Genomic DNA, 14,609 nt, shown 5'->3' with positions numbered 1-14,609 from the left:
TCAGCGTGGCAGCTTCTCGAGCAGCGCGTAGAAGAAACCGTCGTGATCACCCAAGGCATTGTCCGGGACGCCGCGCGCATTCACCCCGCTTTGGGGTAGCAAATGCCCGGGCGAGGGCAGCAAACGGGCATCGGTGTTGTGTGCAAGGAACGCCTCGATCTGGTGCGCGCCCTCCTCCAAAAACACCGAGCAGGTGCAATAAAGCAGTCGGCCGCCAGGGCGGACCAGCGGCCACAGGGCGGCCAGCAGCATCGCCTGCTGCACCGCAAGCTGTTCGATGTCGCTCTCGCGGCGCAGCCAGCGCACGTCGGGATGGCGCCGGACGATGCCCGAAGCCGTGCACGGCGCGTCGAGCAGGATGGCGTCGAAGGGCTGGCCGTCCCACCAGGCCGCGGGCCGGGAGGCGTCGGCAACGACTACTTTGGCACTCAAGCCCAGCCGGGACAGCGTGTCGTCGATGCGGCGGCTGCGCGCAGCGTCGACTTCCAGCGCCGTGACCTCGATCGCCGCATTGCCCGCGACTTCGAGCAGATGGGCCGTCTTGCCGCCCGGCGCGGCGCAGGCATCGAGGACCCGCAGCGGCGCGGCGCCGCGCAGGTCGAGGCCGGAGAGCAGCAGCGGGGCGGCGATCTGCGCGGCCGCATCCTGCACCGAGCATTCGCCTTCCAGGAAGCCCGGGATCTGGGCCACGGGACGCGCCCGCGCCAGCTCCAATCCGCTGGCACCGACCGTCACGGCCTTCAGGTCCACCGCCGCCAGCCCCTGCCGGAAGGCGGCGACATCGGTCTTGCGCAGATTGACGCGCAGGGTCATCGGCGCCTGCGTGTTGTCGGCCGCCAGCACGCGCTGCCAGTCGCGCGGATGCTGGCGCTTGAGCCGTTCGATCCACCAGCGCGGATGGTTCCACTGCGCGACCGGCTCGCGCTCCGTGATCGCCACCAACTCGTCGCGCTCGCGCAGGAAGCGCCGCAGGCAGGCATTGATGAAGCTGGCCTGGGCCCGGGTGCCCGGGTTGCGCTTGGCGGCTTCGACCGCCTGGTCGACCAGCGTGAACGGTTCATAGGGCGAGCGCTCGGGGTCCCAGGCCAGCGCGAGCGCGGTGCACAGCAGCGCATCGGCGGCCGGCGGCGGGGTGCGCTTGGCGAGCTGGCGGCGCAGCGCCTCGGCTCGCCCGAGCCAGCGCAGCACCTGGAAGCCGAGCGCCTGCACGCCGGGCCGCAGGGCCGGCTCGACGGCCTCGAAGGCGACGGAGCCCGAGACGCCGCTGCGGATCGACGCCAGCGACGCGGCGGTGAGCTGCAACTGGCGCCACAAGGGCGGCGAACCGGGGATGGGGTCTGGAAGATCTGGCAACTTGAGGTCGATGGTAAGGGCGGGAGGCACAGGCGGACGCCTGCGCCACGTTCAACGCAGCGGGGCTGCGGGTCTGAGCTGCATGATCCACGCCACCAGCAGGGCGGGAAACTGGCCGATCGCCGCGTTGTATTGCGCCACCGCCAGATTGAACTGGCTGCGGGCGATTTCCGCCGCGGCGGAAGGCTCGGGCCAGGCGATCGGCGTGCTGTCGGCCAGTGGCTCGTCCCTGCCGGGGAGCGGCGCCGGACGCGACAGGGTGCCGTCGGCGTCGAAGCTGATGACGGCGTCGGGATGCAGGTGCTGCCAGGCGGCCAACAGCACGTGCAAGGCGGTGCCCAGGGCGGCGATTCCGGCCGGGTCGAGCGCCCGCAGCCGGGTGGTGGCCAACAGTGTCGCGAGCTGGCCGGCTGCGGCCCGCAGCGAGGCGCCGGACGGCGGCGGGTCTGCAGCGGGCGCGGCGGCCKCGGCCTCGGCCGCCCGCGCCAGCACGAACTCGAGCTGCCGCACCAGCGCGGCGTCGAGCGTCGCATAGGCCTGCAGGGCCGCCGAGCGCAACCGCACCAATCGGTTGTAGGCGCCGACGAACCAGAACAGCGCCAGCGCGCCGCCGATCCAGAACGGGAGTGATTCGGGCATGCCGCTCATGGCAAGGGCGAAAAAAGAAAAGCCCCCGATCCGCGGGCGGAAAGGGGGCTTCGGGTTCCGGTCATGGCCGGAGATGCTAACCAGTTATTCGGTCGCGGCGCCTTCGCTGGCGTCGACCGCTGTGGTCGCTTCCTCGGCGGCGGTGCTGGAACCGCTCAGTTCGGCCGCTTCCGACTCGGCGATCGCACGGCGTTCGGCCTCGTCCATCGCGTCCTTGACCTTGCGCGCCTGGTGGTACGCCATGCCGGTGCCCGCGGGGATCAGGCGGCCGACGATGACGTTTTCCTTCAGGCCGCGCAGCTCGTCGCGCTTGCCCATGATCGCGGCTTCGGTCAGCACGCGCGTCGTTTCCTGGAACGATGCGGCGCTGATGAAGCTGTCGGTCGAGAGCGATGCCTTCGTGATACCCAGCAGCAGGTTGGTGAACGTCGCGGGGATCTTGCCAGCGGCGCGCAGGGCGTCGTTGGTGTTGAGCATCTCGCTGCGCTCGACCTGTTCACCGGCGATGTAGTTGGTGTCGCCGACGCTCTCGACCACGACCCGGCGCAGCATCTGGCGAACGATCACCTCGATGTGCTTGTCGTTGATCTTCACGCCTTGCAAGCGGTACACGTCCTGCACTTCGTCCACGATGTAGCGCGCCAGTTCTTCCGAACCCAGCAGGCGCAGGATGTCCTGCGGATCCGCCGGGCCGTCGACCACGCTTTCGCCCTTGTTCACCACCTGGCCTTCGTGCACCAGGATGTTCTTCTCCTTCGGCACGAGGTCTTCCCAGACGGTGCCTTCGGGGTCGGTGATCTGCAGGCGGATCTTGCCCTTGGTCTCCTTGCCGAACGACACGGTACCGGTCATCTCGGCCAGCATGCCCTTGTCCTTCGGCGAACGAGCCTCGAACAGCTCGGCCACGCGCGGCAGACCGCCGGTGATGTCGCGGGTCTTCTGGCCTTCGACCGGAATCCGCGCCAGCACTTCGCCGGGGCCCACGTCCTGGCCGTCGCGCACCTGGACCAGCGCACCGATCGGGAAGCCGATGGTCACCGAGTGGTCGGTGCCGGGGATCTTCACCTCGGCGCCCGAGGCGTCGATCAGCTTCACTTGCGGACGCACGACCTTGGCAGCGCCGCGGCGCTTCGGATCGATCACGACCAGGGTCGACAGGCCGGTGACTTCGTCCACCTGCTTGGCGACCGTGAGGCCTTCCTCGACGTTCTCGAACTTCGTCATACCGGCGAATTCCGTGATGATCGGGCGCGTCAGCGGATCCCAGTTGGCCAGCACATGGCCGGCCTTGATCTGCTGGTCGGCCTTGACCGCCAGGATGGCGCCGTACGGCACCTTGTGGCGCTCGCGCTCGCGGCCGTGCTCGTCGTGGATCACGATTTCGCCCGAACGAGAGATCACGACCAGCTCGCTCTTGCTGTTGGTCACGTAGCGCATCGTGGCGTTGAAGCCGATCGAACCGTTCGACTTGGCTTCGACGCTGGAGGCCACCGCCGCACGCGAGGCCGCGCCGCCGATGTGGAAGGTCCGCATCGTCAGCTGGGTGCCGGGTTCGCCGATCGACTGCGCAGCGATCACACCGACCGCTTCGCCGTTGTTGACCAGGCCGCCGCGGCCGAGGTCGCGGCCGTAGCACTTGGCGCAGATGCCGAAGCGCGTGGCGCAGGTCAGCGCGGTGCGGACCTTGACCTCGTCGACGCCGTCGAGCTCGATTGCGTCGATCACGTCCTCGTCGAGCATGTCGCCGGCATTCACCAGCACGGCACGCGTTTCGGGGTGCAGCACGTCTTCCGCGGCGGTACGGCCGAGGATACGGTCGCGCAGCGATTCGATCACTTCACCGCCTTCGACGATGGCGCGCATCAACGCGCCGTCGTGGGTGCCGCAATCCTGCTCGATCACCACCAGATCCTGCGTCACGTCGACCAGACGACGCGTGAGGTAACCGGAGTTCGCGGTCTTCAGCGCCGTGTCGGCCAGACCCTTACGGGCACCGTGGGTGGAGATGAAGTACTCCAGCACGTTCAGGCCTTCGCGGAAGTTCGCCGTGATGGGCGTCTCGATGATCGAGCCGTCGGGCTTGGCCATCAGGCCCCGCATGCCGGCCACCTGGCGGATCTGCGCGGCGGAACCGCGAGCGCCCGAGTCGGCCATCATGTAGATCGAGTTGAACGACTCCTGCTCGACTTCCTTGCCGTGGCGGTCGGTGACGGTCTGCTTCGACAGCTTGGCCATCATGACCTTCGACACTTCGTCGCCGGCCTTGCCCCAGATGTCGACCACCTTGTTGTAGCGCTCGCCGGAGGTCACGAGACCGGACACGTACTGCTGCTCGATCTCCTTCACTTCCTTGGCCGAGCGGTCGATGATGCCGTGCTTCTCGGCCGGCACCAGCATGTCGTCGATCGCGATCGAGATGCCGGCCTTGGTCGCCAGGCGGAAGCCGTTCTGCAACAGCTTGTCGGCGAACACGACGGTCTCTTTCAGGCCGCACTTGCGGAACGAGACGTTGATGAGCTTGGAGATTTCCTTCTTCTTCAGCGCCTTGTTGATGTTCGAGAACGGCAGGCCCTTGGGCAGGATCTCGGACAGCAGCGCACGGCCCACGGTCGTGTCCACCAGCGAGGTCGACGGCACGAACGCGCCGCTTTCCTTGTCCTTGGTGTACTCGGTGATGCGGACCGCGACCTTGGCGGTGAGCTCGACCACGTTGGCGTCGAGCGCGCGCTGGACTTCACCGATGTCGGAGAAGACCAGGCCTTCGCCCTTGGCGTTGATGCGGTCGCGGGTCGTGTAGTACAGACCCAGCACCACGTCTTGCGACGGCACGATCGACGGTTCGCCCGAAGCCGGGAACAGCACGTTGTTGGAGGCCAGCATCAGCGTGCGGGCTTCCATCTGCGCTTCCACCGACAGCGGCACGTGGACGGCCATCTGGTCGCCGTCGAAGTCGGCGTTGAAAGCCGCGCAGACCAGCGGGTGCAGCTGGATCGCCTTGCCTTCGATCAGGATCGGCTCGAAGGCCTGGATGCCCAGGCGGTGCAGCGTCGGTGCGCGGTTCAGCATCACCGGGTGTTCCTTGATCACTTCCTCAAGGATGTCCCAGACCACCGGCGTGCCCGATTCCACTTCCTTCTTGGCCGCCTTGATGGTGGTCGCGATGCCCATGGCTTCGAGGCGCGAGAAGATGAAGGGCTTGAACAGCTCGAGCGCCATCAGCTTCGGCAGGCCGCACTGGTGCAGCTTGAGCGTCGGGCCCACCACGATGACCGAACGGCCCGAGTAGTCGACGCGCTTGCCCAGCAGATTCTGGCGGAAGCGGCCGCTCTTGCCCTTGATCATGTCGGCCAGCGACTTCAGTGCGCGCTTGTTGGCGCCCGTCATGGCCTTGCCGCGACGGCCGTTGTCCAGCAGCGAGTCGACCGCTTCCTGGAGCATCCGCTTTTCGTTGCGCGCGATGATTTCCGGCGCCTTCAGTTCGAGCAGGCGACGCAGGCGGCTGTTGCGGTTGATGACGCGGCGATAGAGGTCGTTCAGGTCGGAGGTCGCGAAGCGGCCGCCGTCCAGCGGCACCAGCGGACGCAGGTCCGGCGGCAGCACGGGCAGCACTTCGAGCACCATCCAGTTGGGCTTGATGCCCGACTTGCGGAAGGCCTCGAGCACCTTGAGGCGCTTGGAGTTCTTCTTGACCTTGACTTCGGAGCCGGTCAGGTCGCCGCGCAGGCGCTCGATCTCGCTGTCGAGTTCGATGCCTTCGAGCAGGTCCTTGATGCCTTCGGCGCCCATCTTGGCGATGAACTCGTCGCCGTATTCCTTGCGCTTCGCGTCATAGTCGTCCTCGGACATGATGCCGAACTTCTTCAGCGGAGTCATGCCGGGGTCGGTGATCACGTAGGCTTCGAAATACAGCACGCGTTCGATGTCGCGCAGCGTCATGTCGAGCACCAGGCCCAGGCGCGACGGCAGCGACTTCAGGAACCAGATGTGGGCGCAGGGCGCGGCCAGGTCGATGTGACCCATGCGCTCGCGACGCACCTTGGTCTGCGTGACTTCAACGCCGCACTTCTCGCAGATCACGCCGCGGTGCTTGAGGCGCTTGTACTTGCCGCACAGGCACTCGTAGTCCTTGATCGGGCCGAAGATCTTGGCGCAGAAGAGACCGTCGCGCTCGGGCTTGAAGGTCCGGTAGTTGATGGTCTCGGGCTTCTTCACTTCGCCGAAGGACCACGAGCGGATCTTCTCGGGCGAGGCCATGCCGATGCGGATGGCATCGAAATGCTCGTCCGGCGTGAATTGCTTGAACAGGTCGAGTAATGACTTCATGTGACTCTTTCCTTGTTGGCTTATGAGCGTTCCAGTTCAATGTCCAGGCCCAAGGAACGGATTTCCTTGACCAGCACATTGAACGATTCCGGCATCCCGGCTTCGATCGAGTGTTCGCCCTTGACGATGCTCTCGTACACCTTGGTACGGCCCTGCACGTCGTCGGACTTCACCGTCAGCATTTCCTGCAGCACGTAGGCGGCGCCGTAGGCCTCGAGCGCCCACACTTCCATTTCACCGAAGCGCTGGCCGCCGAACTGCGCCTTGCCACCCAGCGGCTGCTGCGTGACCAGCGAGTACGGGCCGGTCGAGCGGGCGTGCATCTTGTCGTCCACCAAGTGGTGCAGCTTCAAGAAGTGCATGTAGCCGACGGTGACCGGACGCTCGAACTGGTCGCCGGTGCGGCCGTCGTACAGGTAGGCCTGCGTGCGGGTATCGGTCAGGCCCTTGAGCTTGGCGATCTCGTCCGGGTAGGCGAGCTTCAGCATGCCGCGGATTTCCTCTTCCGAGGCGCCGTCGAACACCGGGGTCGCGAAGGTCACGCCGCTCGACAGGTTGGCCGCCATCTCGAGCACGTCGGAATCGCTGAGCTTGCTCAGGTCTTCCTTGCGGCCCGAGCCGTTGTACATCTCGTCCATGAACTTGCGCAGCTCGGCCACCTTGGCTTCGGCTTGCAGCATGTCTCCGATGCGCTGGCCGATGCCCTTGCCGGCCCAGCCCAGATGCACTTCGAGCACCTGGCCGACGTTCATCCGCGAGGGCACGCCCAGCGGGTTCAGGCAGATGTCGCACGGCGTGCCGTCGGCCATGTGCGGCATGTCCTCGACCGGAACGATCTTCGACACCACACCCTTGTTGCCGTGGCGGCCGGCCATCTTGTCGCCGGGTTGCAGGCGGCGCTTGACGGCCAGGTAGACCTTGACCATCTTGAGCACGCCCGCGGGCAGCTCGTCGCCCTGCGTGAGCTTCTTGCGCTTCTCTTCGAACGCGAGGTCGAAGCTGTGGCGGGTCTGCTCGAGCGAGTTCTTGATCGACTCGAGCTGCGTCGCCACTTCGTCTTCCGCCGGACGGATGTCGAACCAGTGGAACTTCTCGATCGAGGTCAGGTACGCCTTGTCGAGCTTGGTGCCCTTGGCCAGCTTGTTCGGGCCGCCGTTGGCGGTCTTGCCGGTCAGGAGCTTCTCGATCCGGTCGAACGCGTCGGCCTCGACGATGCGCAGCTGGTCGTTCAGGTCGAGGCGGAAGCGCTTCAGCTCGTCGTCGATGATCTGCTGGGCGCGCTTGTCGCGCGTGATGCCTTCGCGCGTGAACACCTGGACGTCGATCACGGTGCCTTGCGAGCCCTGGTCGACGCGCAGCGAGGTGTCCTTCACGTCGGAGGCCTTCTCGCCGAAGATCGCGCGCAGCAGCTTCTCTTCAGGCGTCAGCGTGGTCTCGCCCTTCGGCGTGACCTTGCCCACCAGCGTGTCGCCCGGCTGCACTTCGGCGCCGACGTAGATGATGCCGGATTCGTCCAGGCGATTGAGCTGCTGCTCGGCCAGGTTCGGGATGTCGCGCGTGATTTCCTCGGCACCCAGCTTGGTGTCGCGGGCCATCACCACCAGTTCCTCGATGTGGATCGAGGTGTAGCGGTCTTCGGCGACGACGCGTTCGCTGATCAGGATCGAGTCTTCGAAGTTGTAGCCGTTCCAGGGCATGAAGCCGATCAGCATGTTCTGGCCGAGCGCGAGCTCGCCCAGGTCGGTCGACGCGCCGTCGGCGACCACGTCGCCCTTGGCGATCTTGTCGCCGCGCTTGACGATCGGGCGCTGATGGATGTTCGTGTTCTGGTTCGAACGCTGGTACTTGATCAGGTTGTAGATGTCGACGCCGACCTCACCGGCGGTGGCTTCGGCATCGTTGACGCGAACCACGATGCGGGTCGCATCGACGTAGTCGACGATACCGCCGCGGGTGGCCGTGACCACGGTGCCCGAGTCGACGGCCGAGACGCGCTCGATGCCGGTACCGACGAACGGCTTTTCGGGACGCAGCACAGGCACGGCCTGGCGCTGCATGTTGGCGCCCATCAACGCGCGGTTCGCATCGTCGTGCTCCAGGAAGGGCACGAGCGAGGCCGCCACCGACACGATCTGCGCCGGCGACACGTCCATGTACTGGACGCGCTCGGCGCTCACCAGGATCGATTCGCCGGTTTCACGCGCCGACACCAGGTCGCCGGTCAGGCGGCCGTCCTTGTCGAGGGCCGCGTTGGYCTGGGCGATGACGTACTTGCCTTCCTCGATGGCCGACAGGTAGTCGATGTCCATCGTGACCTTGCTGTCGACCACGCGGCGGTACGGCGTCTCGATGAAGCCGTATTCGTTCAGGCGGGCGTACAGGGCCAGCGAATTGATCAGGCCGATGTTCGGGCCTTCGGGCGTTTCGATCGGGCACACGCGGCCGTAGTGCGTGACGTGCACGTCGCGCACTTCGAAGCCGGCGCGTTCGCGGGTCAGACCGCCCGGGCCAAGGGCCGAGACGCGACGCTTGTGCGTGATCTCGGACAGCGGGTTGGTCTGGTCCATGAACTGCGACAGCTGCGAGGCGCCGAAGAATTCCTTCAGCGCGGCCGAGATCGGCTTGCTGTTGATCAGGTCGTGCGGCATCAGCGGCTCTTGCTCCGCCTGGCCCAGACGCTCCTTCACGGCCTTCTCGATGCGCGCCAGGCCGGTGCGGTACTGGTTCTCGGCCAGTTCGCCGACGCAACGCACGCGGCGGTTGCCCAGGTGGTCGATGTCATCGACTTCGCCGCGGCCATTGCGCAGGTCGACGAGGATCTTGACCACGGCCAGGATGTCCTCGTTGGTCAGCACCATCGGGCCGGTCGATTCGTCGCGGCCGACCTTGGCGTTGAACTTCATGCGGCCGACGCGCGACAGGTCGTACGTGTCCGGGTTGTAGAACAGGCGCTGGAACAGGGCCTGCACCGCGTCTTCCGTCGGCGGCTCGCCGGGGCGCATCATGCGGTAGATGGCCACGCGGGCGGCGAATTCGTCCACCGTCTCGTCGATGCGCAGCGTCTGCGAGATGTAGGCGCCCTGGTCGAGTTCGTTGGTGTAGATCGCCTGCACGTCCTGCACGCCGGCCGTGCGCAGCTTCTTCAGCAGCGCTTCGGTCAGTTCGTCGTTGGCCTTGGCCAGGATCTCGCCGGTGTCGGGGTCGACGATGTTGCGGGCCACGACGCGGCCGACCAGGAAGTCTTCCGGCACGCTGATGTGCGTGGTTTCAGACTGCTCGAGCTCGCGCGTGTGGCGCGCGGTGACGCGCTTGTCCTTGGCGACCACGACCTTGCCGGCCTTGTCGGTGATGTCGAAGCGCGCGACTTCGCCGCGCAGGCGCTCGGAGACGAACTCCATCTGCGCGCCGCTGTCCATCAGGCGGAAGTTGTCGTTGACGAAGAAGTTGGCCAGGATCGATTCCGGGTTCAGGCCGATGGCCTTCAGCAGGATCGTGACCGGCATCTTGCGGCGACGGTCGACGCGGAAGTACAGCATGTCCTTCGGGTCGAACTCGAAGTCGAGCCACGAGCCGCGGTAAGGAATCACGCGGGCCGAGAACAGCAGCTTGCCCGAGCTGTGGGTCTTGCCCTTGTCGTGCTCGAAGAACACGCCCGGCGAACGGTGGAGCTGCGACACGATGACGCGCTCGGTGCCGTTGATGATGAACGAGCCCTTGTCGGTCATGAGCGGCACTTCGCCCATGTAGACCTCTTGCTCCTTGACTTCCTTGACCACCTTCGACTGCGAGGTCGACGACTCGCGGTCATAGATGATCAGCTGGACCTTGGCGCGCACGGCCGAGGCGAACGTGAGACCACGGGTCTGGCATTCGCGGACGTCGAAGGCGGGTTTCGCGAGGTTGTACTCGAGGAACTTCATCTCGACGAAACCGTTGTGCGAGACGATCGGGAAGGCGGCGTCGAACGCGGCCTGCAGGCCTTCGACGGTGCGTTTCTGGGGCGCGATGCCGGCTTGCAGGAACGCGGTGTACGCGTCTTTCTGCATCTGCAGCAGGTAGGGGATTTCGACGACGCTGTCGCGGTTGCCGAAATTCTTTCGGATGCGCTTGCGTTCGGTGTAACTGTACGTGGACGTTTGGGCCATGAGAGCTCCGGAGCTTGAGATCTTCAGCGACGTGGTGAGGTGCCTGAGCACCACTCTCCTTGGCGGCTGGCCACTACCAGCCCTGGCGGACGGCGATGCGTTGCACATCGCCCGAACCAAGGGGGTCTTCTGCAGTCGGGGTCAGAAGACACTCAAAAATCGACTGGATCGAGCCGGTTTTTGGGTGCGCTCTGAAAGCGGCAAAGGCTGGAGGGCCTTTCGGCACCTCCAGCCCTTCGGGAGAACTGAATTACTTCAGTTCCACCTTGGCGCCGGCATCTTCCAGCTTCTTCTTGGCGGCTTCAGCGTCAGCCTTCGACAGGCCTTCCTTGACAGCCTTGGGAGCGGCTTCCACCAGGTCCTTGGCTTCCTTGAGGCCCAGGCCGGTGATTTCGCGCACGGCCTTGATCGCCGACACCTTGTTCGCGCCAGCATCCATCAGCATGACGTTGAATTCGGTTTGCTCTTCGGCCACTGCTGCAGCGGCGCCACCGGCGGCTGCGGGAGCCGACATGGCTGCGGCGCTCACGCCGAACTTCTCTTCGATGGCCTTGACCAGGTCGTTGAGTTCCAGGACCGTCATGCTGTCGAGCGCGGTCAGAAATGCGTCTTTATCGAATGCCATTTTTGTTTCCTAAATAAGTTGGGTCAAAAGTCGCGCGCTTAAGCCGCGACTCCTTCTGCGGCGGGAGCTTCCGCCTGTGCTTCGCCACCACCACGCTTCTCGGCCAGCGCCGCGAGCACGCGGGCGGTACGAGAGATCGGGGATTGCATCAAGCCCAGCAATTGCGCCAGCAGCACTTCCTTGGAAGGGATGTTGGCCAGTTGCTTCACGCCGTCGACGTCCAGGGCCTTGCCACCGAATGCGCCGCCGCGAATGACCAACTTGTCGTTGGTCTTCGCGAAATCGGCCACCACCTTCGCGGCAGCCACAGCGTCTTCGGAGAAGCCGTAGATCAGCGGGCCGGTCATCTGGTCGCCGACGATCTCAAACGCGCTACCAGCGACAGCACGGCGTGCCAGCGTGTTCTTGAACACGCTGAGAGTCACACCCTTGCTGCGCGCTTCGTTGCGCAGTTTGGTCATATCGGCCACCGTGATGCCACGGTATTCCGCCATCACGAGCGTTTGAGCTTTTGCGGCGAGGCTGGTCACATCACTGATGACCGCTTCTTTCTCACTGCGATTCAGACTCAAGGTCTACTCCTTTTCAATGCGATCCTCGGCGGGAGCCTCGGATCGCGCTTCATGCAGCGACCAACTGTTTCGGAACAAAAAATCAAATTCCTTGCAGTGGGGTCGCCATCTGCGCTGGCTGCCTGACGAAGGTCGGGCGATTAAGTGCAGGCGACCTGCACACCAGCGGTCTTGGATGGCTCGCGGCAACCGAAGCTGCCACGACCCACCACATCCGCCTCACCGTTCGACGGGCGAGGCAAATCTCATCAACGCTCTCAGCTCGCGGCGATGGTTTGCGTGTCCACGCGGACACCCAGACCCATCGTCGACGACACGGCGACCTTGCGCAGGTACACGCCCTTGCTGGTCGCCGGCTTGGCCTTGACCAGGGCTTCGATCAGCGCGGCGAGGTTGCCCTGCAGCTTGTCGGTGTCGAACGAACGGCGGCCGATCGTGCCGTGCACGATGCCGGCCTTGTCGACGCGGAACTGGACCTGGCCAGCCTTGGCGTTCTTGACGGCGGTCGCGACGTCGGGCGTCACGGTGCCGACCTTGGGGTTCGGCATCAGGCCGCGCGGGCCGAGGATCTGGCCCAGCGTACCGACCACGCGCATCGCGTCCGGTGCGGCGATCACGACGTCGAAGGGCATGTCGCCAGCCTTCACCATCGCTGCCAGGTCGTCCATGCCGACGATGTCGGCGCCGGCGGCCTTGGCTTCTTCAGCCTTGGCGCCCTGGGCGAACACGGCCACGCGCTTGGTCTTGCCGGTGCCGTTGGGCAGCACGACGGCGCCACGCACGACCTGGTCCGACTTCTTCGCGTCGATGCCGAGCTGCACCGCGACGTCGATGGACTCATCGAACTTGGCGGTGGCGGCTTCCTTCACGAGACCGATGGCATCGGCCAGCGCGTACAGCTTGTTGCTGTCGACCTTGCCCACGAGGGCTTTTTGCTTCTTGGTGATCTTGGCCATTTACACGCCCTCCACATTCACGCCCATCGAACGGGCCGAGCCGGCGATGGTGCGAACCGCGGCGTCCAGATCGGCAGCGGTCAGGTCCTTCATCTTGGCCTTGGCGATTTCCTCGAGCTGCGCGCGAGTGATCTTGCCGACCTTGTCCAGGTGCGGACGTGCGGAACCCTTCTCGAGCTTGATGGCCTTCTTGATCAAGGTGATCGCCGGCGGCGTCTTGATGATGAAGGTGAAGCTCTTGTCGGCGAACGCGGTGATGACCACCGGCAGCGGCAGGCCCGGCTCGACGCCTTGGGTCTGCGCGTTGAACGCCTTGCAGAATTCCATGATGTTCAAACCGCGTTGGCCCAGAGCGGGACCGATCGGCGGTGAGGGATTGGCTTTACCAGCTGGGACTTGCAGCTTGATGAAGCCGACGATTTTTTTCGCCATGCTTTTCTCCTTGCGGGTGATGACGCCTTGGCTTTTTCAGCCGCAGCTCCCCGGGGTTGACGACTCTTTCTGCAACTCTTCGCGCCGAGTCGGGTAGCGCGAAGATCTAATCGGTTGAGGACAGAGCACGCTTCGCGTGGTCTGTCCCACAATGTCTCAGGCTTAGAGCACGCTTCGCGTGGTCTGTCCCGCAAGGTCTCAGGTTTTCTCTACCTGGCTGAACTCGAGCTCCACAGGCGTCGCGCGGCCGAAAATCATGACCGACACGCGCACCTTGCTCTTCTCGTAGTTGACTTCCTCGACCGTGCCGTTGAAGTCGGTGAACGGGCCTTCCTTGACGCGCACGAACTCGCCGACGATGAACTCGACCTTGTGGCGCGGCTTCTCGGTGCCCTGCTGCATCTGGTTCACGATGTCCTCGACTTCCTTCTGGGAAATCGGGGCCGGGCGGTTCTTGGCGCCGCCGACGAAGCCCGTGACCTTGTTGGTGTGCTTCACCAGGTGCCAGCTCTCGTCATCCATGATCATCTCGACCAGGACATAGCCCGGGAAGAAACGACGCTCGGTGGTGCGCTTCTGGCCGTTCTTGATCTCGACCACTTCTTCGGTCGGCACCAGGATGCGGCCGAACTTGCTTTGCATGCCCGCGCGGTTGATGCGCTCGAGGATGTTGCGCTCGACAGCCTTTTCCATGCCGGAATACGCGTGCACCACGTACCAACGCAGGTCCGGGTTGCTCGCGGGGGCCAGCAGCGGATTGATTTCCGGCGTGGCTTCTGCTTCGACGGCTTCGTCAGTCATTATTTTCTCCAGCCCAGAATGAGGTCGAAAAACACCCATTCGAGCGTCTTGTCGGTGAGCCAAAGGAAGATGGACATGATCGCCACGAAGGCGAACACGTAAGCCGTCATCTGGATCGTTTCCTTGCGCGTCGGCCAGACAACCTTCTTGACCTCGCGCCACGAATCGCGACCGAAGGCCCACAGCTGGCGGCCGCTCTCGGAGCTTCCGAACGCACCCACGGCAGCCGCGAGGCCGACCAGCAAAGCGACCCACTGCACCACCGCACCCTGGCGCGAGAGCAGATAGAACGCAACGATGGCGCCCACCGCCAGCACGACGGCCGCAGCCAGCTTGGCCTTGTCCGCGTTGGTACTGACGGTTTCGATTTGAGAAGTGGCCATCTTGGGCTTTGTTCCTGCGGCCTTGCGGCCTTCAATTCAATGCGTCTTCTGAGACGCCGAAGCCCGTCAGGCTGTGACGGGCTTTTTTTGCCTCCCGTCAGGCTATGGCGGGCTGCTTTTCGGAGCCACCTAAGTGGCAGGGGCAGTAGGAATCGAACCTACAACCTTCGGTTTTGGAGACCGACGCTCTGCCAATTGAGCTATACCCCTGTGGAATCCGTGATCAGATGTCGAGGATCTTCGCCACGACGCCCGAGCCCACGGTGCGGCCGCCTTCACGGATGGCGAAGCGCAGGCCTTCTTCCATCGCGATCGGGTTGATCAGCTTGACCGTGATCGACACGTTGTCGCCGGGCATGACCATTTCCTTG

10 protein-coding genes, 1 tRNA gene and 1 pseudogene are annotated in these 14,609 nt (G+C 64.8%); all 12 read right to left on the bottom strand.

Translation table 11 applies throughout. The features are described from left to right. Entirely contained in the window at window positions 1–1,353 is a 1,353-nt protein-coding gene (gene rsmB / locus AB4Z46_RS19960) for a 16S rRNA (cytosine(967)-C(5))-methyltransferase RsmB (protein ID WP_442285270.1), read from the bottom strand. 51 nt (window positions 1,354–1,404) lie between these two features. Continuing rightward, window positions 1,405–1,992, bottom strand: a complete 588-nt coding sequence (locus tag AB4Z46_RS19955) for a lema family protein (protein ID WP_442285269.1) — start codon at window positions 1,990–1,992, stop codon at window positions 1,405–1,407. Between the two features lie 93 nt (window positions 1,993–2,085). Then, complete coding sequence (rpoC, locus tag AB4Z46_RS19950) at window positions 2,086–6,324, bottom strand: DNA-directed RNA polymerase subunit beta' (protein WP_442285268.1); 4,239 nt, start codon at window positions 6,322–6,324, stop codon at window positions 2,086–2,088. 20 nt (window positions 6,325–6,344) lie between these two features. Beyond that, window positions 6,345–10,469 (bottom strand): DNA-directed RNA polymerase subunit beta, encoded by a 4,125-nt coding sequence (gene rpoB / locus AB4Z46_RS19945; RefSeq protein WP_442285267.1) that lies wholly within the window; start codon window positions 10,467–10,469, stop codon window positions 6,345–6,347. Between the two features lie 250 nt (window positions 10,470–10,719). Then, window positions 10,720–11,094 carry a 50S ribosomal protein L7/L12 gene (gene rplL, locus AB4Z46_RS19940; protein WP_442285266.1) on the bottom strand — a complete coding sequence of 125 codons (375 nt, stop codon included), beginning with the start codon at window positions 11,092–11,094 and terminating at the stop codon, window positions 10,720–10,722. Window positions 11,095–11,132: 38 nt separating this feature from the next. Continuing rightward, window positions 11,133–11,666 carry a 50S ribosomal protein L10 gene (gene rplJ, locus AB4Z46_RS19935; RefSeq protein WP_442285265.1) on the bottom strand — a complete coding sequence of 178 codons (534 nt, stop codon included), beginning with the start codon at window positions 11,664–11,666 and terminating at the stop codon, window positions 11,133–11,135. Window positions 11,667–11,923: 257 nt separating this feature from the next. Continuing rightward, window positions 11,924–12,622, bottom strand: coding sequence for a 50S ribosomal protein L1 (gene rplA, locus AB4Z46_RS19930; RefSeq protein WP_442285264.1), 699 nt, complete (start codon window positions 12,620–12,622; stop codon window positions 11,924–11,926). Continuing rightward, window positions 12,623–13,054 carry a 50S ribosomal protein L11 gene (gene rplK / locus AB4Z46_RS19925; RefSeq protein WP_442285263.1) on the bottom strand — a complete coding sequence of 144 codons (432 nt, stop codon included), beginning with the start codon at window positions 13,052–13,054 and terminating at the stop codon, window positions 12,623–12,625. It abuts the gene before it with no gap. Between the two features lie 198 nt (window positions 13,055–13,252). Further along, window positions 13,253–13,855, bottom strand: coding sequence for a transcription termination/antitermination protein NusG (nusG, locus tag AB4Z46_RS19920; RefSeq protein ID WP_442285262.1), 603 nt, complete (start codon window positions 13,853–13,855; stop codon window positions 13,253–13,255). Continuing rightward, entirely contained in the window at window positions 13,855–14,238 is a 384-nt protein-coding gene (gene secE, locus AB4Z46_RS19915; protein ID WP_442285261.1) for a preprotein translocase subunit SecE, read from the bottom strand. The genes nusG and secE overlap by 1 nt, the downstream gene beginning before the upstream one ends. A 134-nt stretch (window positions 14,239–14,372) precedes the next feature. Next, a tRNA-Trp gene (locus AB4Z46_RS19910) sits at window positions 14,373–14,448 on the bottom strand. Between the two features lie 13 nt (window positions 14,449–14,461). Further along, window positions 14,462–14,609: pseudogene (tuf, locus tag AB4Z46_RS19905) on the bottom strand (elongation factor Tu); the annotation flags it as partial.

It is taken from the genome of Variovorax sp. M-6 (genome assembly GCF_052114385.1).
GTDB lineage: Bacteria > Pseudomonadota > Gammaproteobacteria > Burkholderiales > Burkholderiaceae_C > Variovorax.
This window is presented reverse-complemented; position numbering and strand designations above follow the sequence as displayed.